Here is a 24,843-nt window from a genome sequence, read left to right as displayed (position 1 = left end):
GCTACTTCCCGATCAGCAGGCCGGTCACCGGATCCACGACCGCACCGACGACACCGCCGACGACTCCACCGACGCCGTTCAGGACCGCGCCGACACCGTTGCCGACTCCCTCTGCGGCATTACCGAATCCGGTGCCGATCTGCGCGGGGGAGGGGCCCTGGACCGGAGCGGGTGCGGTGCCTCCGCCGGCCGCCGGCGGCGGGGTGTAGACGGGCTGGGTCGGGGTCTCGCCCGGCGCGGGGTTGTCCGCGGTGGGGGCAGGGGCCGCCTCGGAGAAGGGGGCCGGGGATGCGACGCCCTGCGGCAGCGCCCGCCCGGTCGGATCGACGCCCGTCGCGGTGGACCCACCACGCGCCGCGACCGTCGCGGGATTCGTCGAGTTTCCGCCGGTGCTGCCGACGACGGTCACGGTCCCCGTCGGCGAGCCTTCGCCGGTCGGGCCCGCGCCGGTCGCGGCGTTCTCGGCGAGCGGCACCGACGATGCCGGGGGAGTGGACTGTTCGGGAGCGGGATCGGCGGCGGTTCCGAGGGACAGACCCCCGGCGGCGAGCACGCCGATGGCTGCCGCGGACGCCGCGATGATCGCGATGCGGCGCCGGACGTTCGTGCCGCTGCGGGTGGAGTGCAGGCGCGACGGGAACACCGGCGTCAGTGGTTCGGTGGAGTCGCTGCCCCGCGTGATCCCCGCCGGTGCCGTGGGGACGGCCGGCGCGGCGACGTGGGCCTCGGCGTCGGCGGCGAGAAGCGCGGCGCCGAGGGCTGCCGTGTGCGCCGGGTTCGGCGCCGCGACCACGGTCATTCCCAGTTCGGAGGAGACGAGTTCGGCGAGCAGGGGGATCGCGCCACCGCCACCGGTGAGCAGCACGTGGTGGACGTCGCCGGGTTCGACGTCGGCGGAGCGCAGCGCTTCGCGGATCAGGTCCAGGGACGTGGTCAGTGGTGCCCGGACGAGGTCTTCGAGTTCGGAGCGGACGAGTCGTACATCCGTCTCGAGGTCGGGCAGAGCGACCGGGATGACGGCCTCGGTGTCGGTGGACAGGGCCTCCTTGGCTGCGGAACAGTTGCGCCGCAACATCGTCAGAGCCTCGAGGACGGCCGGATCGAACGGGTCGAATCCGGGTGTCCTCCCGGTGAGGTCGTCGAGCACGTGCCGGGTGACCAGATGGTCGAACTGCGCGCCGGTCACGTCCTCGGACCGCAGCGTCCGCCCGAGTAAGCCCGCCTCGGCGCCGGTGCGCATCACCGAGACGTCGAGCGACGCGGCCCCCAGGTCGTACAAGACGACGACACCGTCGTCCTGCGGGCCGCGTGCGGATTCGAGCCATCGCAGGCACGCGGTGGCCTCGGACGCCAGGATCACCGGCGGCAGCCCGATGCGTTCGAGCGCGGACTCGAGAGCTCGAACCGTGTGGCTGTTCCACGGCGTCGGATGGGTGACGACGATCGGCGTCCGCTCGTCGGGGACGGACTCGGTGTCCGCGCGGACCTCGTCGACGAGGCACGTGACGGCCGCCGCGAACAGGTCTTCTCCGGAATGCGCTCGACCGTCGGGACCGAGGAGGCCGACCGGATCGGCCACCCGTTCGACGAAGCCGGTGAGGCCCGCCCGGCCTGTCCCCGAGGAACCGAGCGTCGCGGTGCCGTCGGGCGACAGTTGGACGATCGTGGAGCGGGACGCGATCACCGAGGCGGTACCGTCTTCTCCCACGTCTCCGGCGCGGGTGACCGCGGCGTCCGAATTGGCCGTTCCAACAGCAATTCCGAGCCCTGCGGTCATGTCCATCTCCGATGCGTTCGGGGCGGGGCACGGCACCGCCGGTGGTATGCCGATTGTCGGCCGCGCCGCACCGAGCGTTACGGGAAACGTCTGCGGACATCGCAGGTTGGGGGCTCTCCCCCTATCCTCCGGCGATCCCCTATGCGGGGTCGACGGGGTCCCCCTCGCGGCGCTCGGGGGGATCTGCCCCGTTACCCGCCGGCCGCCGAATTCGTAGCGTGGAAGGCACTCTCGCCGCGGTTCCTCGTCGGACTTCACGGAATCTGTGGCAGCCTGCTTTTCTACTGTCAGGAGCTTTCCCATGGCCAGCAACGCGGTACTCGACTTCATCCTCCGGCTTCTTCGTGACGAGGAGGCCGCCGCTGCGTACTGCGCGAATCCGCAGGCGTCGCTCGCGGCGGCGGGCCTCGGCGACCTGTGCCACGCAGACATCGCGGCCGTCGCCCCGATGGTCGCCGAGTCCGGACTCTTCGGAAGCGCGGCCGGCGACCTCGGCGCAATCCTCGCGGCGGGCACCACCGCGGCCGGCACCATCGGTGCGACCGCCGGTGGCGGCCTCGGACTCGGCGGCGGACTCGGCGGCAGCGCCGGTCTCGGACTCGGTGCCGGGGCAGGTCTCGGCCTGGGCGCCGCGGCAGGGGGCGGCTTCACCGGCGACTTCGACTTCGGCGGCGACATCGCCGCTGCCCTCGGGGCGGCGCTGGCGGCCGGTGGCTCGATCGGCGCGCAGTTGGGTGCGGCGCTGGGCGGCGCTTTCGAGGCCGCTCTGGGACTGGGCGGCGGACTGGACCTGGGCGGCCTGGCGGACATCGGCGGCTCGATCGACCTCGGTGGGGCGCTGGCCACGGCACTGGGTGGGGTGCTCGACGTCAACGGTTCGCTCGTCACCGATCTCGGTGCCGCCCTGAACGCGGCGTTCGCGGGCGTGGGCAGCTTGGATCTGGATGGACTCCTGTCGGTCGACGGCGGGTTGAGCGCTGCGCTCGAGAGCGCATTCGGAATCGGAGGTGCGCTGGGTGGGGAGCTCGGCGCCGCCCTCGGTGCGCTCCTGGGCGCGGCAGTCGAGGCCGGCGCCGAGCTCGGTGGGGGGCTCGGTGCCGGCTTCGACGCGGCACTCGACAGCGCCCTGGCGCTGGGCGGCAGCCTGGGTGGCGCGCTCGGCGGTGACCTCGCCGCCCAGCTGGGTACGTCGCTGAGCGGCCTGTTGGAATCTGCGCTGTCGATCGGCGGGTCGATCGGCGGCGACCTCGGTGCCGCGCTGGGCGGCGCCCTCGAACTGGGCGGCATGATCGACGTCGCCGACCTTGTGAACATCGACGGGGCCCTGGACCTCGGCGCCTCGCTCGGCGCCCTGCTGGGCGGCTCGCTCGGTGTGGACGGCGCTCTCACCACGGAACTCGCCGCGGCCCTCGGCGCCGCTCTGGACGGTCTGGGCAGCCTTGATCTGACCGGCCTGCTCGCGACCGGCGGCGGTCTGACGGCGGCACTCGAGAGCGCGTTCGGGATCGGCGGCGACCTCGGGGCACAGCTCGGAGCGGCCTTCGGTGGCGTTCTCGACGGTGTGGTCGAGGCCGCCGGTGGTCTCGGTGGCTCGTTGGAAACCGCGCTCGGTGGTGCCCTCGGCATCGGTGGTGACCTGTCGGCGGCGCTGAACGGCGCGCTCGAGTCGGCGCTGTCGGTGGGCGGCAGCCTGGGGACCGAGCTGGCCGGCAACATCGGCGGCGATCTGACGGCTGCGCTCAGCGGTGCCCTCGAATCCGTGCTCGCCGCAGGCGGTTCGGTCGGTGCGGATCTCGGTGCCGCACTGGGAGGAGCGCTCGAGGGCGGAATCGGCGGAAGTCTCGACCTCGACGGCCTGATCGGTGCGGGCGGTGATCTGGGTGCCGCGATCAGTGCCGCGCTGGGCAGCGCCCTCGACGTCGACGGCGCGCTCACCGCGACGCTGGGCACGGCGCTGGGCAGCGCACTTGCGCTCGGCGGCAGCCTCGAAGTGGGTGCGGGCGCCGACCTCGGCGGCCTGCTCGAGGGCGCGTTCGGTGTGGGCGGTTCCGCGGGCGCAGATCTCGGCGCCGCGTTGGGCGGCATGCTCGGCGGCGGCCTCGAGTCCGGTGGCTCCCTCGACCTGGGCAGCGTGCTCGCCGGCGACGGCGGCTTCGGCACCGAGCTGGGTGGTGCGTTGAGCGGTCTGCTCGGTGCGGGCGGCTCGCTCGGCGGCGACCTGGGCGCGGCACTCGATGCGGCGATCGGGGCCGGTGGCGGTCTCGGTTCGACCGTCGATCCGGGCGGCCAGGTGGGTGGCGGTCTCGGTTCCACCGGTGACCTCGGCGCGGGCCTGGGCGGTGGGCTCGACCTCGGCGGGAACATCCTGGGCGACGTCTCTGGTGCTCTCGACGGCGCCCTCGGCGGCGCGGTGGACGCCGCGACGACGGCGATCGGGAATGCCCAGATCGGCGGCGACTTCGGTTCGAGTGCAGGCTTCGACGCCGGCGTCGACACCGGGTTCGAGACCGGCGTCGGCGCGGCGACCGGTGCGGGCGTCGCAGGAACCGGCGACATCGTGGCCGACCTCACCGGTGGCGTGAACTCGGCGCTGCAGGGCGCGCTCGACGCTGCCGGAAACGCGTGGTCCTCGATCGACGTCGACGCGTTCGGTTCGGGTCATTCGGACGCCGGCCTGTTCGCGAACGGTCTCGGTGACCTGGGCGGGCACATCGATCCGGTCGTGGTCGATCCCGCGGCGGCGCTGGATCCGGGACACGATCTGCTGCCGTGACGGCAGGAAACGGTCTGTAACGAACGGGGCCCCGTGCGCGCTAAGGCGAACGGGGCCCCGATTCGCATCCAGCGGACCGGCGGATCAGTCAGCACGCGGACGTCGGTGCGCGTGCAGGTCGGAAGAGAAGCGGGGCAGCGGGACTCATGGACAACGTCGGTAGCGCCACCTCGGAATCGGCTCTCACGAGCCTGCTCGATCGGACGTCGGAGATCGCGTCGTCCGCGGGCAGAGCGGATCTGGTGGATCGCCTCGCAGTGGTCCGGCGCCGCGTCGTCGACCCACGCTTCCGGGTCGTGGTGGTCGGTCAGCTCAAACAGGGCAAGAGCCAGTTCGTGAACTCGTTGCTCAACCTTTCGGTGTGCTCGGTCGGCGACGACGAGACCACCGCGGTACCGACGGTGGTGCAGCACGCCGAACAGGCGTCCGCCGAGCTGGTTCTCGCCGAGCCCGGTGGGGAGACGCGCCGGGTGGAGGTGCCGCTCGCGGAACTGGACTCGGTGACGCCGTCGACGCCGCTCGCGCAGGGCCGGGAGGTGCTGCGCCTCGAGGTGGGTGTGCCCAGCCCGCTGCTCGCCGACGGGCTGGTGTTCGTCGACACCCCGGGGGTGGGCGGTCACGGAAACCCGCACGCGGCAGCCACTCTGGGTCTGCTGCCGGGGGCCGACGCGGTACTCGTGCTCTCCGACGCCAGCCAGGAGTTCACCGAACCGGAGCTGGCGTTCCTCCGACAGGTGACGGGTCTGTGCCCGGCCGTCGCGTGCCTGATCACCAAGACCGACCTGTACCCGCACTGGCGGCGGATCGTCGAGGCGGACGCCGGACATCTGACGCGGGCCGGCATCGACGTCCCGCTGCTGGCCGTCTCGTCGCTGCTGCGCTCGCACGCGATGCGCCTCGACGACCGGTCGCTGCACGACGAGTCGGGTTTCGCGGCGCTGTACGACTTCCTCCGGGAACGGGTCGTCGACCATGCGGCGGGTGGACTGCGCCGGGCCGTTTCGCTCGACGTCCATGCCGTCGTCGAGCACCTCATGCTCTCCCTGGGCAGCGAGCTCGCGGCGCTGCGCGATCCCGCGAAGGGCGCTGCGGCCGTCGCCGAGCTGCAGCGCGCGAAGGCCGTCACCGAGGAACTGCAGAAGAAGACGTCGCGCTGGCAGCAGACCCTCGCCGACGGGATCGCCGATCTCGCGTCGGACATCGATCACGACCTGCGCGACCGGCTTCGGCAGGTGACGCGGGAGGCCGAACGCGCCGTGGACGAATGCGATCCGGGCAAGGAGTGGGACGAGCTGGGGGAGTGGCTCGAGCAGCAGATCGCGCAGTCGGTGGGTGACAACTTCGTGTGGGCGCACGAGCGTGCGCTGTGGCTCGCGGAGGTGGTGGCCGAGCACTTCGCGGACGCGGGCACCGTGGAACTGCCACACCTGGACGTCGGGGATCTCGACAGCGTGCTCGATCCCGTCGCCGCGCTCTCCGATCTCGAGTCGGGCCGCATCGGCATCGCCCAGAAGGTGCTGGTCGGGATGCGCGGATCGTACGGCGGCGTGCTGATGTTCGGTCTCATCACGACGCTGATGGGCATGACCCTGCTCAACCCGATCTCGGTGGGTGCGGGAGTTCTGCTCGGTACCAAGGCCTATCGCGACGACCGGGAGACCCGGGTCGTGAAACGGAGGGCCGACGCGAAGGTCGCGATCCGGCGTTTCACCGACGACGTGAGCTTCCAGGTCGGCAAGGAGTCCAAGGACCGGCTACGGCTGATCCAGCGCCTGCTGCGCGACCACTTCACGGCCATCGCGGAACAGACGCTGCGTTCGCTCGGGGACTCGTTGCGGGCCGCGCAGGAGGCGGCGAAAGTCGAATCGACCGGGCGGACCCGACGCGCCGGCGAGGTGGAACAGCAGATGGCCGTCCTCGAGACCTTGAAGAGCCGTGCGGCGCAGCTTTTTCCGGTCGACTCCGCCGCGAACGAGGAGCTGTCCGCATGACCGCCGCGATGACGCTGGGGCGCGCGCGGGACCTGATCGCCGCAGCCAAGGCCGCCTACTCCGACAACCCGGAGGCGCGCGCGCAACTGGCCGAGTGCGCGGCCCGGCTCGAGGAGCCGCTGCGCGTCGCGCTGGCAGGCTCACTCAAGGCCGGGAAGTCGACGCTGCTCAACGCCTTCGTGGGGCAGGACATCGCCCCCACCGACGCGACCGAGTGCACCCGGGTCGTCACGTGGTACCGCAGCGGTACCACCCCGACGGTCACCGCCCGCTACGACGGCGACGCGTCGGCCAACGTGGCGGTGCGCAGACACGAGGGACGTCTGACGTTCGACCTCGGCGACCTCACCGCGGACCGCGTCGACCGGCTGGACGTGGAATGGCCGGCCAGCGCGCTGGCGCAGACCACGATCATCGACACACCGGGCACGTCGTCGCTGTCGAAGGACGTCTCGGCCCGCACCTTTCGGATGCTCACCCCCGAGAACGCGGTGTCCGGGGCCGACGCCGTGGTCTACCTGCTGCGCAGCCTCAGCGCATCCGACGTCCAGTTCCTGGGCCGGATCGGTGCGCACGTGGGCGGCGAGTCGGGGCCGCTCGGTGTGGTCGGTGTGGTCTCCCGGGCCGACGAGGTGGGTGCCGGCCGGGCCGACGCGATGATGTCGGCGCAGGAGGTCGCGGCGCGATTCACCGACGAACTCGAGCTCACCGGACTGTGCCAGGCCGTGGTTCCGGTCGCCGGGCTGCTGGCGCTGGGAGCACGCACGTTGCGGCAGAGCGAGTTCGCGGCCTTCGAGGCGCTCGCCCGGGTGCCCGACGCCGATCTGCAGCTCGCGATGCTGTCCGCCGACCGCTTCTGCCGCGACGACGCCGCGCTCCCGGTGGACGCCGCGATGCGACGTCAGCTCGCGGACCGGTTCGGGCTCTTCGGTATCCGCCTCGCGATCATGCTCATCCGGCTCGGTGTGAACGATTCCCCGGGCCTGGCAGCGGAACTGGTCGCCCGCAGCGGACTCGACGAGCTGCGGCAGGTGATCGACGTCCAGTTCGGTCAGCGCGCCGAACAGTTGAAGACGCACTCCGCGCTGGTGGCGCTCGAACGGGTGCTCACCGTGCACCCGTCGGACGCGACGACGCGCCTGCTCGACGAGGTCGGACGCCTGCTCGCCGACGTCCACGGGTTCCAGGAACTACGGATGCTGGGACGGCTGCGCAGCGCCGAGACCGGGCTCTCCGCCGAGGACCTCACCGAATTGCAGCGGCTCATCGGCGGGTTCGGCATCGATCCGGCGCAGCGTCTGGGCCTGGCGGCGGACGCGTCGATCGAGGACGGCCGGGAGGCCGGGCTCACCGCGGTGCGCAAGTGGCGCGAGCGGGCCGCACACCCACTGGTCGACCAGTTCACGGCGCGCGCCTGCCGCGTCGCGGCCCGCAGCGCCGAGGGTGTGCTGGCGGACCTGGGCGGTGTCGGCGGCGCCGGGGGCTATGGCGGGGCGATGCGGCTGGACCTCGACACCGGTTCGGTGCGGGTGACGCCCGCCTAGCTACTGCTCGTCGAGCGGCCGCAGGAAGTGCCCGGCGATGTCGAGGGCGGGACCGGAACTCTCCCCCGAGACCACCAGCACCGCGAACGCGACGGTGCCGCGGATCCCGACGAACCAGCCGTGGGAGTGCTTGCCGTCGCCGAACTCCGCGGTGCCGGTCTTACCCATCAGCCCGGAGATGTCGGAGAGGCTCGTGGCGGTGCCGCTGCGGACGGCCTCGGTCATCATGGCCTTCAGATCCCGCACGTGCGCGGGGTCGAGCTTGTCGGGCTCGTGGTCGGCGGTGGTGGTCTCGCCGCCGATGAACTGCGGCAACGGGGCGCTGCCGCGGGCGATCGCCGCGGCCACCATCGCCATCCCGAACGGGCTCGCGAGATTCTCGCCCTGGCCGATCGCGGCCTCCACCCGTTGTGCCGGGGTGTCCGCCGACGGCACCGAACCGGTGACGGTCGTCAGCCCCGGGGTCACGTAGTCGACGCCCAGGCCGAACTCGCGCGCCTGGTTCTGCAGCGCGTCGGCGGGCAGGTCGACCGCGAGCCGGCCCATCGTGGTGTTGCACGAGTGCGCGAACGCGGTGTGCAGCGGAACCCGGCCCAGATCGAACTCGTTCTCGTTGGGGATGACGCGCCCGGAGATGTTCGCGGTGCCCGGGCAGTCGACGACGCTGTCGGCGTTCACGGCGCCGCTCTGCAGTGCCGCCATCGTCGTGACGGTCTTGAACGTCGAGCCCGGCGGATACAAGCCGGTGAGGGCGATCGGCCCGGACCGGTCGGCGGGTGCGTTCTGGGCCACCGCGAGCACCTGGCCGTTCCCGGAATCGAGGGCGACCAGCGCGGCCGCACGAGGCTCGGTGTCCACCGCCCGCTGGGCGAGATACTGCAGCCGGGGATCGAGAGTCGTGCGCATCGCCGTCCCGGCGGGCGGATCGCCGCCGGCGAGGGTGCCGGTCACGCCGCCGTCGGCGTCGACGGCCTGGACCCGCCAGCCCGCCGAATCCTTCTGCCGGGCCTCCCATGTCGCCCGCACCCCGGCCACGACCGGGGACGTCATCTCCCGATCGACGGTGAGCAGCCGCAGCTGGTCGGACAGGTGGATGCCGGGAATTCGTTCGAGGTCCGCACGGATCGGTTCGACGTCCTCCTGGCGCAGCGTCACCAGGTCGATCCGCGCGCCCGGCGCGGTCGGCGCACCGGGGTCGGGCGGCGCGAGTTCGAACCCCGGCACGGCCTTCGCGAGCAGTGCGCCCAGGCGGGTGCGGACCGTGGGCACGAGCGCGCTCGACTCGACGGCGACCACCGTGACCGTCCGCGGTTCCATCAACGCCATGCCGTTGGCGTCCAGCACCGCCCGGGTGTCGGTGACCGGCGTGTACTGCAACGCCTGGTCGCCGCGGAGTCGTTCGTTGACCACCGAGGCGGACCAGTCGACGCGCCGGGACCCGTCGGCGGTGGTGAGTGGCACCGTCGTCGAATAGCTCCACGTCCGGCCCCCGCCGAAGTCCCAGTCGGAGCGGTACGTGAACGCAGTGTCGTCGGCGTGCTCGACGGTGAAGTCGGCGTCGGTCTCCTCGCCGAGGCCGTCGAACGTCCGGCGCAGCACGTCGCTCGCGCCGTCCGGGTCGTCGGTGAGCGCCGCGGCCGCTGCCACGTCGGCGCCGCCGAGGGCACCGACGAACTTCTTCGCCACCTTCTCACCGGAGTCCGGCCCGCCCAGCATGCCGCACGACGTCAGCGTCAGCGCCGCGGAGAGCACCAGCGCTCCGCGCCTCCATCCGACCGGACCGACCGGGTTCGTCCCGATGGGGGTCATCGTCACTCCGCTCGCTCGACGTCGATACCGAGTGGCAGCGAAGCATCGACGCCCGGGTCCAGTCCAATATGCTATCGGGGTGAGCGTGATAGTCGATCAGAATAATTGCAGTTCAGAGTCGTAATGAACCTGCTGCTACATCTCGAATTCTTCGTCGCGGTGGCCGAGGAACAACACTTCGGCCGCGCGGCCGCGCGCCTCGGGATGACGCAGCCGCCGCTCAGCCAGGGCGTGAAGAAGCTCGAGCGCGAGCTGGGCGTCACCCTCTTCCACCGAGGATCGAAGGGTGTCGTGCTCACCGCGAGCGGGCACGCGCTGCTTCCCGACGCGATCGACCTGGTGCGGCAGGCGGGGCGGTTCACCGACACCGCCAGACGCCGCAGGGTCCAGGACCGCACGCTGCGGGTCGGGGTGATGCCGAAGGTGCCGACCGCCCTCGTCGCCGATGTCGCCGCGACCCTCCGGACGTTCGACGAGCCGGCGCGGGTCGAGGTGAGCATCGCGCCCAGCACCGACCTCGTCGACCAACTGGCCGCGGGCGCGCTCGACCTCGGGGTCATCGAACATCCGGCGCTGGTGGACCCGCTCACCGGTACCGACGTCGTATCGCTGCCGCTGACGCTGCTGGTCCCGGCGTCGCATCCGGCCGCCGCGCAGGACCCGTGCGGGCTGTCCCGGCTCACGGGCCTGCGGTTCGCGTCGCCACCACGATCCGACGGGCCTGCCGCGTACGACCTGCTGGACGACGCGTTCGCGCGCGTCGGCGCCGACCTCGACGTCGTCAACGCGCCCGACGACCGATGGGCCCTCGCGCTCGTCGCGGCCGGCCAGGCCTTCGCGCTCACCGCGGACCGCACCCTCGATGCGACCGGGGTGGCGCGGGTCCGTCCGGGCGACGACTCGATCCGGCTACGCCTGCGCTGTCTGCGGTCATCGTCGGCGGACGTGCCGGACGGCGTGCTCGACGCCGTCGCCGCCCGAATCGCCGTCTACGCGGCGGGCGGGCAGGTGACATCGTGACGGCGACCGGTCGCGTCGCGGACGTGTTCGCCGACGCCGCAGTCCGCGGTTGGATGCACGCCGTCCCGGTGTCGGGCGGTCGCGCCGGGGTGGACGTCGGGGTCGGCGCCGACGACCCGGTGGTCACGGCGTCGGTGTACAAGTTGCCGCTCGTCGTCGCGTTCTGCCGCCTCGTCGACGCCGGCGACCTCGACCCGCGGGAACAGGTGACGCTCGACCCGTCGACCCGGACCACCGGACCCACCGGCGTCTCGCAGATGTCGGATCCGGTGCGAATGTCGCTACGCGACATGGCGCGGTCGATGATGGCGATGTCCGACAATGCGGCCGCCGACGAACTGCTCCGCCGCGTCGGCGTGGACCGGGTGAACGAAACCATGCGGTCCCTCGGGCTGTCGTCCACCCGGATCGTCGGTGGCACGTCGGACATTCTCGAGTCGCTGGTGGCCGACACCGGCACGCGTTCGCCCGCCGAGGCGTTCGCCGCGATCGGCGACAACGACAGCGTCGTGTTCCCCCGTGGCTACGATCCGGTGCTGTCGAGCGCGACGACGCCGCGGGACATGACCACGCTGCTGTCGGCGGTGTGGAGCGGTGCCGTGCTGTCCACGGACCAGACGGCTTTCGTGCGCGCGGTGATGGCGAGTCAGATCTTCACGGCGCGCCTACGGTCCGGGTTCCCGTTCGCCGACGTCGTGGTGGCGGGAAAGACCGGAACGCTCGGTGCGGTCCGAAACGAGGTGGGTGTCATCGAATTTCCCGACGGCGACGCGTTCGCGGTCGCGGTGTTCACGCGTGCCGCTCGCGCGGACGCGTTGTTGCCCAGGGCCGATGCGGCGATCGGGCAGGCGGCCCGCACCGCGATCGCGGAACTGCGCAAGTTGGTCTGATCGGGCGGGCACCGGCACCCGGTCCGCGAAATCCTCGCCCCGTCAACTCGAGTGGCGGAAACGTTCTCGAGAACCGACGAGTCCTGCCGCAGCCGTGAATCATTCACAGAGCTGTCCACAGGTGTGAGTGGTCGGTTTCCGAGCCTTGCCGGAGAAGTGCTGTCCAGCAGAACACTCCGCCAGCCGTCATGATGGAGATCCGGCCGGAAACCTTGCGAACGACGAACAGGCGGAAACGAGGTGGAGATCTGATGACGACTCGAGGAACGGGAAGTCGCAACGAGGCCGACCGAGTCACGTTGAACGCGATCGCGGCGAGTCTGGACGCGATGATCGGCAGCGGCGCGAGCTCGAAGGCCGCCGGCGTCTCGGGCGCGGACCTGCGCCGGGACTTCGGATTGGTGCACAAGTTCCTGACGGCATACGACATCGGTCAACCCGGGCTGGTCGACGCCGACGAGTTCGACCGACTGGTTGCGCAGTACACGTAGCCGTACCCGACACGAACGGAGGAACGAGACGAATGACCCCTGACGAGAAGAACCGTGAAACCGCTCGAGAAGACGTCGAGTCCGATCCGGGTGGGCGCGGGACCTGGGCGGAAGAGGGCGGCGCGACCCCGCAGGGACCGGCGACGGACGCCGGCCCCGACTCGAGGGACGAGCGCGACTGATACGAACCCGTTCTCGAGAAGTGGGGAACGGACTATCGCTGCAGCCTGCGCAGCGCCGACAGCGCCGCGTTGTGCCCGCCCATGCCGTGCACTCCGCCGCCGGGCGGTGTCGATGCGGAACAGATGTAGACGCCGGGAATGCCCGTCGAGTACGGATCGAGCGCGATCCGCGGCCGGGACAGCATCTGCACCGGATCGTTGGCACCCGACGCAATGTCGCCGCCCACGTAATTCGGGTTGTAGCGGGGCATCTCGGTAGCCGACCGGGCGAAGGCCCCCACGATCCGGTCGCGCACGCCCGGTGCGAAACGCTCGAGCTGACGCAGGATCGCCTCGGTGGCGTCCCCGGGATAGCCGTGCGGTACATGCGCGTAGGCCCACACCGGGTGCACATCGCCCGCGGAGCGGGACGGATCGGCGAGATACTGCTGAGCGACCAGAACGAACGGCCGCTCCGGCATCCGGCCGCGGTGCACGTCGCGTTCGGCGGCCGTGATCTCCTCGAGGGTGCCGCCCACATGCACGGTGCCGGCCCGGCGGCACGCCGGATCGCGCCACGGGACGCCACCCTCCACCGCGAGATCGAGCTTGAACGCCGCCGGGCCGTACCGGAAGCGGCGGTACGCCCGCGCGACCCGGCCGGGCAGGAGGTCGCCGGCCAGGTCCGCGACACCGGTGGGGGACAGGTCGAGCAGCGTGACGTCGGCGCGGGGCAACTCGCCCAGCGAGCGGACGCGTCGGCCCGTCTCGATACGGCCGCCGTGTGCCCGCAGTAACGACGCCAGCGCGTCGGTGACGGCGCGGGACCCGCCCTTGGCGACGGGCCACCCGTAGCGGTGGCCGGCGCCGAGCATCAGCAGCCCCGCGGCCGCCGTCGTGGGACGGGTGAGGGGGTAGTAGGCGTGCGCGGCCACCCCGGCGAACAGGGCGCGGGCCTGGTCGGTGCGCCAACGTCGGGCCGTGAGCGTCGCGGGCGCGAGCGCGCCGATTCCGAAACCGGCCAGTGCGATCGGATGGCGGGGCAGGTGAGCGATCGGACGGAGCACCTCGGCGGCGATGTCGTCGAAGCGATCTGCGATGGGGCCGAACAGTTTCGCCCACGCCCGGCCGTCGGGCCCCAGGCGGCCGGCCGTCTGTTCGAGGGACCGCACGAACACGGCCGCGACCGCGTCGTCGAGCGGGTGCGCCAGATCGATTTCGGGGTAACACCATTCGAGCCCGTGCGCGGCGAGGTCGAGGGAGCGGAAGAAGGGCGACGCCACCCCCATCGGGTGGACTGCCGAGCAGTCGTCGTGCAGCAGGCCCGGGGCCAGTCGCTCGGTGGTGCGGGTGCCGCCCCCGATCGTGTCGGCGGCCTCGTAGACGGTGACCCGCACCCCGCGCAGCGCGAGCGTCACCGCCGCGGCCAGTCCGTTGGGGCCGGCGCCGACGACGACTCCCTCGGTCATCGGACCGCGTCACCCCGCTGACGGAGCCATGCCGAGGCGGCCCCCGTGTAGAGCAGGGCCGTCCCCACGGCGGCCAGTCCGGCCTGCAGCAGCGGCGCCCAGGTGAGCGCGTGGAGTGTGAGGTCGCCGGCATCGGCGAGCACACTCCACGCTGTCACCGCCCCGGCGGCGGTGAGGACGGCGACCGCGGTGAGCCACACCCGGCCGCGACCGCTGCGCAGTCGCACGATGCCGAGCACGGCGGCGAGGACCAACAGCAGTCCGACGCCGCCGACTCCCAGCACGGTGAGTCCCGCCACCTGGTCGACCGTGGTCGGGTCGGCCGTCGGGTTGCGTAAGCCGAGCCCGGAGGCGAGGGCGTCGACGACGGCGTCGTACTCGATTCCGAGGGCACCGGCCAGGATCGTGAACGCCGCGAACGAGAGGGCCCAGGTGGTGACCGCCGCGCGCAGGCTCCGCGGTGCGGTACCCGGATCGACCGCGCGGACGTGCAGCGGCGCGACCGCTACGTCCGGACGGGGCGGTCGTGGGCGGTGCGCGGTGGCCTCGGGTTCGCCGGTGGTGTCCACGTCGGAATCGTATCCAGCGTAGGGAACGAATCGGCGGAACCGGAACGTTCGACGGGCCGGGAACAAACTCGCCACCGCGCCCGTTGAGCCTATCGAGAACCTGAGTGTAAGAGACTCAACTTTGGAGTTGACTTCGATCGAGGTCGGATGCAAACTTGAGCCGAATACGCTCATCTGAGGTTCGTCAGGTCAGTGTACGGATCGGAAACCGCAGCTCACAAAGCTGCAACAGAGGGAAGTGAGGGATCACTATGGCTCGTGCGGTCGGAATCGACCTCGGGACCACCAACTCGGTCGTGTCTGTGCTCGAAGGCGGCGAAGCTGTAGTGGTCGCCAACGCCGAGGGCTCGCGCACCACCCCGTCGATCGTCGCCTTTGCCAAGAACGGTGAAGTGCTCGTCGGTCAGCCCGCCAAGAATCAGGCGGTCACCAACGTCGACCGCACCATCCGCTCGGTCAAGCGCCACATCGGCACCGACTGGACCGTCGAGATCGACGACAAGAAGTACACGCCGCAGGAGATCAGCGCCCGCACGCTGATGAAGCTCAAGCGCGACGCCGAGGCCTACCTCGGTGAGGAGATCACCGACGCGGTCATCACCGTCCCCGCCTACTTCGAGGACGCGCAGCGCCAGGCCACCAAGGAGGCCGGACAGATCGCAGGCCTGAACGTCCTGCGCATCGTCAACGAGCCCACTGCGGCCGCGCTGGCTTACGGCCTCGACAAGGGCGAGAAGGAACAGACCATCCTGGTCTTCGACCTCGGTGGCGGCACCTTCGACGTGTCCCTGCTGGAGATCGGCGACGGCGTCGTCGAGGTCCGGGCGACCTCCGGTGACAACCACCTCGGTGGCGACGACTGGGACGAGCGCGTCGTGTCGTGGCTCGTCGACAAGTTCAAGGCGCAGAACGGCATCGACCTCACCAAGGACAAGATGGCCCTGCAGCGTCTGCGTGAGGCTGCGGAGAAGGCCAAGATCGAGCTGTCCAGCTCGCAGAGCACCTCCATCAACCTCCCGTACATCACCGTCGACGCGGACAAGAACCCGCTGTTCCTCGACGAGCAGCTCACCCGCAGCGAGTTCCAGAAGATCACCTCCGATCTGCTGGACCGCACCCGCGCGCCGTTCCAGGCCGTGGTCAAGGACTCGGGCATCGCCGTCAAGGACATCGACCACGTCGTGCTCGTCGGTGGCTCCACTCGTATGCCGGCCGTCTCCGACCTGGTTCGCGAGCTCACCGGTGGCCGTGAGCCCAACAAGGGCGTCAACCCGGACGAGGTCGTGGCCGTCGGTGCCGCGCTCCAGGCCGGTGTCCTCAAGGGTGAGGTCAAGGACGTCCTGCTGCTCGACGTCACCCCGCTGTCCCTCGGCATCGAGACCAAGGGTGGCGTGATGACCAAGCTCATCGAGCGCAACACCACGATCCCCACCAAGCGGTCGGAGACCTTCACCACGGCGGACGACAACCAGCCGTCGGTGCAGATCCAGGTGTTCCAGGGTGAGCGCGAGATCGCCTCGCACAACAAGCTCCTCGGATCGTTCGAGCTGTCCGGCATCCCGCCGGCCCCGCGCGGTGTGCCGCAGATCGAGGTCACCTTCGACATCGACGCCAACGGCATCGTGCACGTGACCGCGAAGGACAAGGGCACGGGCAAGGAGAACACGATCAAGATCCAGGACGGCTCCGGTCTGTCCAAGGAAGAGATCGATCGGATGATCAAGGACGCCGAGGCGCACGCGGAGGAGGACAAGAACCGCCGCGAGGAGGCCGAGGTCCGCAACCAGGCCGATTCGCTGGTGCACCAGACCGAGAAGTTCATCAAGGACAACGAGGACAAGGTGCCCGCCGACGTCAAGGAGAAGGTCGAGGCCGCGATCACCGAGGTCAAGACCGCTCTCGCCGGGACCGACATCGCCGCCGTCAAGGCTGCGGTGGAGAAGCTGTCGACCGAGTCGCAGGCCCTGGGCCAGGCGATCTACGACGCCCAGGCTGCCGATTCCGCCGCCGGTGACGGCGCCGGACAGGCCCAGGACGGCGACGTCGTCGACGCCGAGGTCGTGGACGAGCCGACCGATCAGGACAAGAAGTGACGGCGGAGAACCCCGAGCGGGAGGTGACCGCCGACGACCAGGTCACGGACACCGCCGACGCCACCGCCGCGGCCGCCTCTCCGGAGGCGGCCGAGGCCGGCGCGACGGAGTCCGACGACCTGAGCGCCATCACCGCCGAACTCGAGAAGGCCAGCACCGAGCTGGGCTACGCGAAGGCGGAGATCGCCAACATCCGCCGCAACGCCCTCGCCCGGATCGATCGGGCCGTCGAGGACGAGCGGGTGTCGGTGGTGTCGAAGTTCCTCGACCTCGTCGACGACCTCGACCGGGCGCGCGCCCACGGCGACCTGGAGACGGGTCCGCTGAAGGCGCTGTCGGACAAGCTCTCCGGAGTGCTCGACGGGCTCGGCCTGGCCGGGTTCGGCGAGGAGGGCGACCCGTTCTCCCCGGATCTGCACGAGGCTGTGCAGATGGAGGGCAACGGCGACAACCCCGTGCTCGGGAACGTGCTGCGCAAGGGCTACCGCCTCGGAGACCGGGTTCTCCGCACGGCGATGGTCACCGTCACCGACGGCGAGCCTGCAGCCGATGCGGCAGCCGAGTAGATAGACACATAACAGTGAAAGGAGGAGGCGCCCAGTGAGCCAACGGGAGTGGATCGAGAAGGACTTCTACAAGGAACTGGGCGTCTCCTCCGACGCGTCCGCCGACGACATCAAGAAGGCGTACCGGAAGCTGGCGCGGGATCTGCATCCCGACGCCAACCCCGGCGACACCAAGGCGGAGGAGCGGTTCAAGGCGGTCAGTGAGGCCAACGCGGTTCTCTCCGATCCGGCCAAGAAGAAGGAGTACGACGAGGCCCGTCGGCTCTTCGCGAGCGGCGGATTCGGCCCCGGCGCCGGGTACTCCACCGGCGGTGGTGGATTCGGTGGCGGCGGCTTCGACTTGGGCGACCTGTTCGGTGGCGGCGCCGCCGGCGGCGACGGTGGACTCGGCGACATCTTCGGCGGGCTGTTCAACCGGAGCGGCGGCCGATCCGCGTCGAGCACACGACCGCGCCGCGGCAGCGATGTCGAGACCGAGACCACCCTGGACTTCCGCGAGGCCGCGCAGGGTGTGACCGTCCCGCTGCGCCTCACGAGCCCGTCCGCCTGCACCACCTGCCACGGCAGTGGCGCCAAGCCGGGTACCAGCCCGCGAGTGTGCCCGCGCTGCAACGGCACCGGTGTCGTGAGCCGCAACCAGGGTGCATTCGGATTCAGTGAACCGTGCGACGACTGCCGCGGCACCGGATCGATCATCGACGAGCCGTGCAGCGACTGCCACGGCAACGGTGTCACCAACCGGACCCGCACCATCACCGTCCGCGTCCCCTCCGGGGTGAGTGACGGTCAGAAGATCCGTCTCGCCGGTCAGGGCGAGGCCGGTCTGCGCGGCGCGCCGTCCGGCGACCTGTACGTGACCGTCCACGTCCGCCCCGACAAGGTGTTCGGGCGCAACGGCGACGACCTGACGCTCGTGGTTCCCGTGAGCTACGGCGAACTGGTACTCGGCACCACGCTGTCCGTTCCGACGCTGGACGGCCGGGTGGGCGTGAAGGTTCCCGCCGGTACCGCGGACGGACGAATTCTCAGGGTGCGAGGGCGCGGTGTGCCCAAGCGCGGCGGAGGCGCCGGAGATCTGCTCGTCACCGTGAAGGTGGCGGTTCCGCAGAAACTCGACGATCCCGCCATCGAAGCCCTCCGGACGTACCTGGAGGCGGAGAAGGCCAGCGGATTCGATCCGCGAGCAGGATGGGCCGGGGCCTGACCGGCTCCGAACCGATCGGACAGGTGAACCATCATGAGCGACAAGCCACGCAAGAAATCGGAGGTCCCCGCGGACCCCGACGCGCGGGTGTTCGTCATCTCGGTGGCCGCCGAACTCGCCGGCATGCACGCGCAGACGCTGCGCAACTACGACCGGCTCGGACTGGTCACCCCGCACCGCACCACCGGTGGTGGACGCCGGTACTCGCCGCGGGACGTGGCGCTGCTGCGTGAAGTGCAGCGCCTGTCCCAGGACGAGGGCGTCAACCTCGCCGGCATCAAGCGCATCATCGAGCTGACCAACCAGGTGGAGGCGCTGCAGAACCGCGTCGACGAGATGGCCGCCGAGATCGCGCGCGTCCACGCGAGCTACCGCCGCGAACTCGTACCCATTCCGCGCAGCAACGCCCTCGTCGTCTGGAAACCGCGCAACCAGCGCTGATTTCGGGCCTCCAACGGGAATCCACGGCACACCTTCCGCCCGGAAGCGTGCCGTGGATTCCCGTTCGGCTTTTCACACCGGGGCGCCGGCGTCGCGTAGAACGCGGGTCACCTGCGCGATCAGCGTGGCCCGGCCGTGGATCAACTGCCGGGCCTTCACCCGGATCACCCGCCACCCCGCTGCCTCGAGCGCGTTCCAGCGTTCGACGTCGCGGTTGCGCTGCTCGGGTTCGAAGTGGTGATCACCGTCGTACTCGACGATGACGCCCCACTGTTCCCACACCATGTCGACTCGGCCGACGAAGCGGCCACGGTCCCGGATCGCCAACTGAGTGCCCGGGCGGGGGAGGCCGGCCCGGACGAGCGTCAGCCGGGTCCTTGTCTCCCACGGTGATTCGGCGCCCTCGTCGGAGGCGTCGATCACGGAGCGCAACTGCACGATTCCGCGAGCACCCGGGTGCCGTTCGGCAAACGACGCGAGTTCGGCGCGGGTGGTTCCCGTCGACTGGTAGAGCGCGTCCACGATCTCCACTGCCCGGTCGAACTCGATTCGACGTCCCAGATCGAATGCCGTACGCAGCGGGCTCGTCAGCGCGACGCCGCCGCGGGAGGCGATCTCGGCCGCCGGGATCGCGTCGCGGTAGAGCGCGATGCCGGGTGGCGGACGAAGGTGGTCGGTGGACGCGAGCGCGCCGGGCGCAGCGCCGTCTATCCATTTGGTGCCCCACAGGGCCGCGGCGGAGTGTCCCGCGAGCGCGCCGCGGCCGCCGGCCCAACACCACACCGCTCGGGCGCGCAGGCAGGCGTCGACGTCGAGATCGTTGCGTACGTAGGTGTCCGGGTAGAGGCGGGTGTAGTGGCGACGCAGGCCGCGTCGACTCACCAACCCCCGGTCGAGCGCCACGGTGCCACGGAAAGGTTCCAGGAGTGCGGTCATGCCGAAACCGTTGCCGCGTGATCCGACGGGAAGTCGGTTCGGGAGACGCGTTCGAGAATCGTTGTGGAATTGCCGGGAGCTGTGGACAACTCCTCCGCCGGTCGGCGAACGGGAGTTCAGGACACGCGGTGGCCCGGGATCCGTGCCGGGGCTTCCCGTTGGCCGCTTCCCACCCCGTGGGGCTCCCGGTTGACGTTACCTATGTCACACCCATATGCTCCCACTCAATCAAGTGCTTGGTGAATCAAGCAAGTGCTTGATGGGAAGTGCTCGGTCGGTGAGACAGTGCAGTTCGACGTGTCGGGGCGTCTGCTGCGCCACTACCGGTTGTCAAGGTAGGGCCCTCGTGGTCGTCGGCCGGGCATTTCTGCGTCCCAAGACGCCAAGCGAGCGCTTGGTTTTGTACGTAGCGGGTGTTCTAGGAGGGCAGTCATGAAGAGTCGGCGTCCAGTTCTCGTCGCGGCAGTGGCCGCGTCGGTGTTGACGATGGCCGGGTGTGGAAGTGCGGATTCCGCCGAGGCCGGCGGTGCCGATCAGCCGTACCGCGTGCTCGTCACCGGCGGCATCAGCGCGCAGGGTGTCCTCAAGGCCAACGCGGACACGTCGATCCTCGCGACCAAGGCCGGCGTCGAGGTGCAGAACCAGGCGGGCGGCATCGGCGGCCGCAAGATCGAGCTGACCGTCGTCGACGACGCCGGCGACGCCACGATCGCGGTCACCAAGGTGCGCGAGGCGATCAACAAGCAGAAGCCGGACCTGGTCCTCAACTCCGGCCCGTCGTCCGTCGGCGCGGCCGTCCTGCCGATCCTCAAGCAGAACAAGATCCTCTCGTTCAACGTTGCGCCGACGCAGGACTCGACGGATCCGTCGAAGTTCCCGCTCAACTTCGACCTCGCGCCCGGTGCCGCCGACAATGCTCGCGGCATCGTCGGCCACGCGAAGGAGAAGGGCTACGACAGCATCGGCGTCATCCACGGCAGCACCGCCTACGGCGAGCTGTTCGGCAAGGAGATGACGACCGCGCTCGAGTCGGCAGGTCTGAAGCAGGCCGGCAACGAGGAGTACGAGGCCACCGCCCTCGACATGACCGCCCAGCTGCAGGCGCTCAAGAACGCCGGTGCCAAGGCCCTCGCGGTGGACGCCTACGGCGCCCCGCTCGGCTACCTCCTGCAGAGCATGCAGCGTCTGGGCTGGGACGTGCCGCTGGTCGGCAACACCTCGGTGGCCAGCACCAGCCTCGTCGCGAACGAGCCGCCGAACGGTGTCCTGGGTACACCTGAGGTCAAGAACCTTGTCGCGCAGGTCTTCACGAGCACCGTGTACGACCCGGACAACGCGGCCGTGAACCAGATGGTCGACACCATGGCCTCTCTGGGCACCATCCCGTCGACGCTCATCATCGCCGACAACTACGACGCGTTCCCGCTCGTCGCCGCGGCCGCGGAGAAGGCCGGCACCACCACCGACGCCGAGAAGCTCGCGCAGGCACTCGAGACCGAAGAGGTCCAGGCGAACGCCAAGACCGCGTTCCTGTCGCGCTACAACTTCACCGCCGACAACCACGGTCCCAACCCGAACCAGGACGAGATGAAGTTCATCGCGCCCACCAAGGTCGTCAACGGCCAGTTCGGTAACCCGGCGGCATGAGTTCCCTGACCAACGCTCCCTCCGCGACGCGAAGGAGGTTCTCGCAGTGACGATTCTGTGGTCGGGGCTCGCCCTCGGCGCTGTGTACGTGCTCGTCGCCATCGGGTACAACATCGTGTTCGTCTCGTCGAACACCTTCAACTTCGCGCAGGCGCAGTTGATGATGGTCGGCACGTTCGTCGCTTACACGGGTCTGGTGACCCTGAAGCTTCCCGTGCTGGTCGTCGCCGTCATGGCGACGGTGACGGTGATGGTCCTCGCCGCGATCGAGGAGGTGGTCGCGATCAGACCGGTCGCCGACCACCAGAACCAACTGGTGACGACATTGGGCGCGGCGACCCTGCTCAACGGCGCGACGCAGTTGATCTGGGGCAGCGAGCCGCTGACGGTTCCGTTCTTCGGATCGAACGATCCCATCACCCTGCTGGGTGGGCGCACGTATCCGGTGGAGATCGCGCTGCTGGTGCTGTCGATCGTGCTCGTGATCGCGCTGGGACAGCTGAGCAAGCGGACCATGACCGGTCTGGCGCTGATGGGTGTCTCGGAGGACCGCGAGGCCGCGATGCTCCGTGGCGTGAACGTGCGCCGGATCGCGATGGGCGCGTTCGCCTTCTCCGGTGCGCTCGCCGGCGTCCTGGGCCTGTTCGTCGGCCCGAAGACGTTCGCGGTCGCGACGCTCGGCGCGGCACTCGCCCTCAAGGGCTTCGTCGCACTGGCGATCGGTGGATTCGGTTCGCTGCCGGGCGCTCTCATCGGTGGCCTGACTGTCGGACTGGTCGAGTCGTTCACCGCGCTGTGGTTCGGCAGCCAGTACAGCAACATCGCCGTGTTCGTGGTGCTGATCGTCATCCTGATGGTCAAGCCGGCCGGACTGTTCGGCACGGTGAAGGAACGGGTGGTGTAGCCATGCAGATCTGGCGGACTCTCCGCGCGATCCCCAGCTGGATCTTCGCGCTCGTCTTCGGTGCCGCGGTGTTCTTCGCGCCCATGCTCGGCATGGACGCCACCAACACCCGTCAGCTGCAGCTCGCCTGCATCCTCGCCCTGGTGGTCAGTGGTCTGAACCTCAGCCTCGGCTACGCAGGCGAACTCGCACTCGGTCAGGCCGCGATGTACGCGGCCGGCGCGTACACGGCCGGGCTGCTGTCACAGGCCGGGCACACCGAGATCCTGCTGCAACTGGTGGCCGCCGGTGCGGTCGCGCTCCTGGTCGGCATCATCACCGGTATCCCGGGTCTGCGCCTGGGCAGTTGGTCACTGGCGATGACGTCGTTCTTCCTGATCCTGTTGGTGCCCGACATCCTGGCGATCTTCGGTGGCAACACCGGTGGCCGTAACGGCCTGTCCGGCATGGAGCCTCCGACGCTTTTCGGGCAGGACATCGACAAGGACTTCTACTACCTCGTCGTCGGCGTGACGATCCTGTGGTTCGTGGTGATGCGCAACCTGGTGGTGTCGCGTCACGGCATCGCGTTCCGCACGCTCAAGCAGTCGCCGGTCCTCGCCCAGTCCCAGGGCGTGTCCGTGTACCGGATGAAGCTGCTCGGCTACGCGATCGGTGCCCTGCCGGCCGGTCTGGCGGGTGCCCTGTTCGCGAACACCGACCTGTTCATCTCCCCGGAGGCGTTCGGGTTCACGTTCGCCACCGCGGTGCTGGCGGCGTCGATCCTCGGTGGCTCGGCCAGCGTGTACGGCGCGGTCATCGGTGCGGCCATCATGCAGTTCGGCCCCAACCAGTCCACCGCGTTCCAGGAGTACTCGCTGCTGTTCTACGGCGGCTTCCTGATCCTCGGTGGGGTGCTGCTCTCGGGCGGTCTGACCAAGGTATTCCGCGCCCTGGCGACCAAACTGGACCGCAAGTCCGGCATCGGGGCGATGGAGCGGCCGGAGCCACGGGATCCGAACGAGATCCCGGTCGTGGCGCCGATCTCCGGGTCCACCCTGGTGGTCGACGGCATCTCGAAGGCGTTCGGCGGCAATCAGGCGCTGAAGTCGGCGACGCTGCGCGCCGAGCCGGGGCAGGTGACGGCGTTGATCGGCCCGAACGGTTCGGGCAAGACGACGATGCTGAACATGATCTGCGGCTTCTACACCGCGGACGCGGGCCGGATTGTCATCGGTGACACCGAGGTTCAGAAGTTCTCGTCGCACCGGGTGGCACGGGAGGGCGTGGCCCGCACGTTCCAGACCCCGAACATCCCCGAGAACGTCACCGTGCTCGAGGCGGTCGCGTCGGGTCGGTACATGACCGACCGGGCGTCGATGATCTCCGCGATCCTGCGGCTGCCGAGCTTCCGCAAGGTCGCCAAGGCGGACATCGCCGAGGCCGAGCGGGTTCTCGAGCTCGTCGGTATGTCGCACCTGCGCAACGAGGTCGCCACGTCGCTGCCGCTGGGCATGCGGCGCATGCTCGAGGTGGCCCGCGCGGTGATCGCCGAACCGCGCGTGCTGCTGCTCGACGAGATCGCGTCCGGCATGGACGAGGACGAACTGGTGCGGTTGTCGGTGCTGATCCAGGCACTGCGCGACGCCGGAGCCACCGTGCTCCTGGTGGAGCACAACTTCCGACTGGTCCTCTCGCTCGCCGACACCATCGTCGTGCTGGCACAGGGACAGGTCATCGCGTCCGGCCCGCCCGCGGAGATCGAGCATCACCCTCGGGTGCTCAGCGAGTACCTCGGTGTCGATCCCGACAGCGGCACGGCCTCCGAGCTGGAGAAGGTGGAGTGATGAAACCGGTTCTGAGCGTTCGGAATCTGCAGTCCGGTTACGGAGACCTGCGGGTGGTGTGGGACGTCTCGTTCGACGTCTACCCGGGTCAGGTCACGGCACTGCTGGGCCGCAACGGCGCCGGCAAGACCAGCACGCTGCGCGCCGTCTCGGGCCTGAACAAGGTCCACGGCGGCACCATCGAGATGGACGGCCAGGACATCTCCGGTGTCGCCGCGCACCAGCGGGTGCGCCGCGGGATGGCGTACGTGCAGGAGGGCAAACGGGTCTTCCACAAGCAGACCATCGAGCAGAACCTGCTGCTCGGCGGCTACACGCGGAAGATGCGGCGCAGCGCGCTCAAGCCCGACGTCGAGCGCATCTACGAGATGTTCCCGGTCCTGGGTGAGAAGCGGAACCTGCTGGCGGGCTCGATGTCCGGTGGCCAGCAGCAGATGCTCGCGATCGGTGCGGCACTGATGTCGAACCCGACGCTGCTGCTGCTCGACGAGCCGTCCGGCGGCCTGGCTCCGGTCATCGTCAACGAGGTCATGGAGCGGGTGCAGCTGCTCAAGGAGACCGGCCTGGCCGTGCTCCTCGTCGAGCAGGCCGTCGAGGCGGCGATGAGCGTCGCCGACCACGTCACCGTCCTCGACATCGGCAAGGTCGTCATGGACTCGCCGGCGTCGGAGATCGACGACATCGCGGTCCTCAAGGACGCGTACTTCGGGCGCGTCTGACACACCCCGCCGA

At 70.0% G+C, this 24,843-nt stretch carries 20 protein-coding genes; 15 read left to right on the top strand and 5 right to left on the bottom strand.

Going from position 1 to position 24,843, the window contains the following annotated elements; genetic code table 11:
- Position 1: 1 nt before the first annotated feature.
- The gene (locus C7H75_RS20905) at positions 2-1,777 is read right to left on the bottom strand and encodes an Hsp70 family protein (protein ID WP_233281804.1); all 1,776 of its coding nucleotides are present in this window, start codon (positions 1,775-1,777) and stop codon (positions 2-4) included.
- A gap of 301 nt (positions 1,778-2,078) precedes the next feature.
- On the opposite strand from C7H75_RS20905, the gene C7H75_RS20900 reads away from it, so the two are divergent.
- The 3 genes from C7H75_RS20900 (at position 2,079) to C7H75_RS20890 (ending at position 8,085) form a co-directional block, all read left to right on the top strand.
- Positions 2,079-4,550, top strand: a complete 2,472-nt coding sequence (locus C7H75_RS20900) for an IniB N-terminal domain-containing protein (protein ID WP_106851769.1) — start codon at positions 2,079-2,081, stop codon at positions 4,548-4,550.
- Between the two features lie 146 nt (positions 4,551-4,696).
- Complete coding sequence (locus C7H75_RS20895; RefSeq protein WP_106851768.1) at positions 4,697-6,541, top strand: dynamin family protein; 1,845 nt, start codon at positions 4,697-4,699, stop codon at positions 6,539-6,541.
- The gene (locus C7H75_RS20890) at positions 6,538-8,085 is read left to right on the top strand and encodes a dynamin family protein (protein ID WP_081185234.1); all 1,548 of its coding nucleotides are present in this window, start codon (positions 6,538-6,540) and stop codon (positions 8,083-8,085) included. Before C7H75_RS20895 ends, C7H75_RS20890 begins: the two co-directional genes overlap by 4 nt.
- On the opposite strand, the gene C7H75_RS20885 is transcribed toward C7H75_RS20890, so the two are convergent.
- Positions 8,086-9,894: a penicillin-binding transpeptidase domain-containing protein gene (locus C7H75_RS20885; protein ID WP_005517682.1), complete on the bottom strand. Its 1,809-nt coding sequence runs from the start codon at positions 9,892-9,894 to the stop codon at positions 8,086-8,088. It lies immediately after the preceding gene.
- A gap of 123 nt (positions 9,895-10,017) precedes the next feature.
- Between C7H75_RS20885 and C7H75_RS20880 the strand changes: the two genes are divergently transcribed.
- The 4 genes from C7H75_RS20880 (at position 10,018) to C7H75_RS26030 (ending at position 12,477) form a co-directional block, all read left to right on the top strand.
- A complete protein-coding gene (locus C7H75_RS20880; RefSeq protein WP_106851766.1) occupies positions 10,018-10,914 on the top strand; it encodes a LysR family transcriptional regulator in 897 nt (298 codons plus the stop codon).
- Entirely contained in the window at positions 10,911-11,804 is an 894-nt protein-coding gene (locus C7H75_RS20875; RefSeq protein WP_106851765.1) for a serine hydrolase, read from the top strand. Before C7H75_RS20880 ends, C7H75_RS20875 begins: the two co-directional genes overlap by 4 nt.
- Positions 11,805-12,055: 251 nt before the next feature.
- Positions 12,056-12,295, top strand: coding sequence for a hypothetical protein (locus C7H75_RS20870; RefSeq protein ID WP_005517685.1), 240 nt, complete (start codon positions 12,056-12,058; stop codon positions 12,293-12,295).
- Positions 12,296-12,327: 32 nt separating this feature from the next.
- On the top strand, positions 12,328-12,477 hold the full coding sequence (locus C7H75_RS26030; RefSeq protein WP_005517686.1) for a hypothetical protein: 150 nt from the start codon (positions 12,328-12,330) through the stop codon (positions 12,475-12,477).
- Between the two features lie 32 nt (positions 12,478-12,509).
- Here the strand turns inward: C7H75_RS26030 and C7H75_RS20865 are convergent, their stop codons facing one another.
- Entirely contained in the window at positions 12,510-13,925 is a 1,416-nt protein-coding gene (locus tag C7H75_RS20865) for a phytoene desaturase family protein (RefSeq protein WP_106851764.1), read from the bottom strand.
- Positions 13,922-14,494 carry a hypothetical protein gene (locus tag C7H75_RS20860; protein WP_106852050.1) on the bottom strand — a complete coding sequence of 191 codons (573 nt, stop codon included), beginning with the start codon at positions 14,492-14,494 and terminating at the stop codon, positions 13,922-13,924. The genes C7H75_RS20865 and C7H75_RS20860 overlap by 4 nt, the downstream gene beginning before the upstream one ends.
- A 251-nt stretch (positions 14,495-14,745) precedes the next feature.
- Here C7H75_RS20860 and dnaK point away from each other — a divergent pair, with 251 nt between their 5' ends.
- Genes dnaK through C7H75_RS20840 form a run of 4 tightly spaced genes read left to right on the top strand, consistent with a single transcriptional unit; the run spans position 14,746 to position 18,798 of the window.
- On the top strand, positions 14,746-16,587 hold the full coding sequence (gene dnaK / locus C7H75_RS20855) for a molecular chaperone DnaK (protein WP_005517690.1): 1,842 nt from the start codon (positions 14,746-14,748) through the stop codon (positions 16,585-16,587).
- Positions 16,584-17,153: a nucleotide exchange factor GrpE gene (gene grpE, locus C7H75_RS20850; RefSeq protein ID WP_005517691.1), complete on the top strand. Its 570-nt coding sequence runs from the start codon at positions 16,584-16,586 to the stop codon at positions 17,151-17,153. Before dnaK ends, grpE begins: the two co-directional genes overlap by 4 nt.
- Before the next feature lie 34 nt (positions 17,154-17,187).
- Positions 17,188-18,357, top strand: coding sequence for a molecular chaperone DnaJ (gene dnaJ, locus C7H75_RS20845; protein ID WP_084847631.1), 1,170 nt, complete (start codon positions 17,188-17,190; stop codon positions 18,355-18,357).
- A gap of 33 nt (positions 18,358-18,390) precedes the next feature.
- Positions 18,391-18,798, top strand: coding sequence for a heat shock protein transcriptional repressor HspR (locus C7H75_RS20840; RefSeq protein WP_005517693.1), 408 nt, complete (start codon positions 18,391-18,393; stop codon positions 18,796-18,798).
- A gap of 72 nt (positions 18,799-18,870) precedes the next feature.
- Here C7H75_RS20840 and C7H75_RS20835 read toward each other — a convergent pair whose 3' ends face one another.
- A complete protein-coding gene (locus C7H75_RS20835; RefSeq protein WP_084847630.1) occupies positions 18,871-19,734 on the bottom strand; it encodes an endonuclease domain-containing protein in 864 nt (287 codons plus the stop codon).
- Between the two features lie 432 nt (positions 19,735-20,166).
- Between C7H75_RS20835 and C7H75_RS20830 the strand changes: the two genes are divergently transcribed.
- Genes C7H75_RS20830 through C7H75_RS20815 form a run of 4 tightly spaced genes read left to right on the top strand, consistent with a single transcriptional unit; the run spans position 20,167 to position 24,830 of the window.
- On the top strand, positions 20,167-21,381 hold the full coding sequence (locus tag C7H75_RS20830) for an ABC transporter substrate-binding protein (RefSeq protein ID WP_005517695.1): 1,215 nt from the start codon (positions 20,167-20,169) through the stop codon (positions 21,379-21,381).
- Positions 21,382-21,427: 46 nt separating this feature from the next.
- Positions 21,428-22,285, top strand: coding sequence for a branched-chain amino acid ABC transporter permease (locus C7H75_RS20825; protein WP_005517696.1), 858 nt, complete (start codon positions 21,428-21,430; stop codon positions 22,283-22,285).
- A 2-nt stretch (positions 22,286-22,287) separates the two neighbouring features.
- Positions 22,288-24,111 carry a branched-chain amino acid ABC transporter ATP-binding protein/permease gene (locus C7H75_RS20820; RefSeq protein WP_005517697.1) on the top strand — a complete coding sequence of 608 codons (1,824 nt, stop codon included), beginning with the start codon at positions 22,288-22,290 and terminating at the stop codon, positions 24,109-24,111.
- A complete protein-coding gene (locus C7H75_RS20815) occupies positions 24,111-24,830 on the top strand; it encodes an ABC transporter ATP-binding protein (protein WP_106851763.1) in 720 nt (239 codons plus the stop codon). The genes C7H75_RS20820 and C7H75_RS20815 overlap by 1 nt, the downstream gene beginning before the upstream one ends.
- The last annotated feature ends 13 nt before the right edge of the window (positions 24,831-24,843 follow it).

Source organism: Rhodococcus (subgen. Prescottella) equi (assembly GCF_003013675.1).
Taxonomy (GTDB): Bacteria; Actinomycetota; Actinomycetes; order Mycobacteriales; family Mycobacteriaceae; genus Prescottella; species Prescottella equi.
This window is presented reverse-complemented; position numbering and strand designations above follow the sequence as displayed.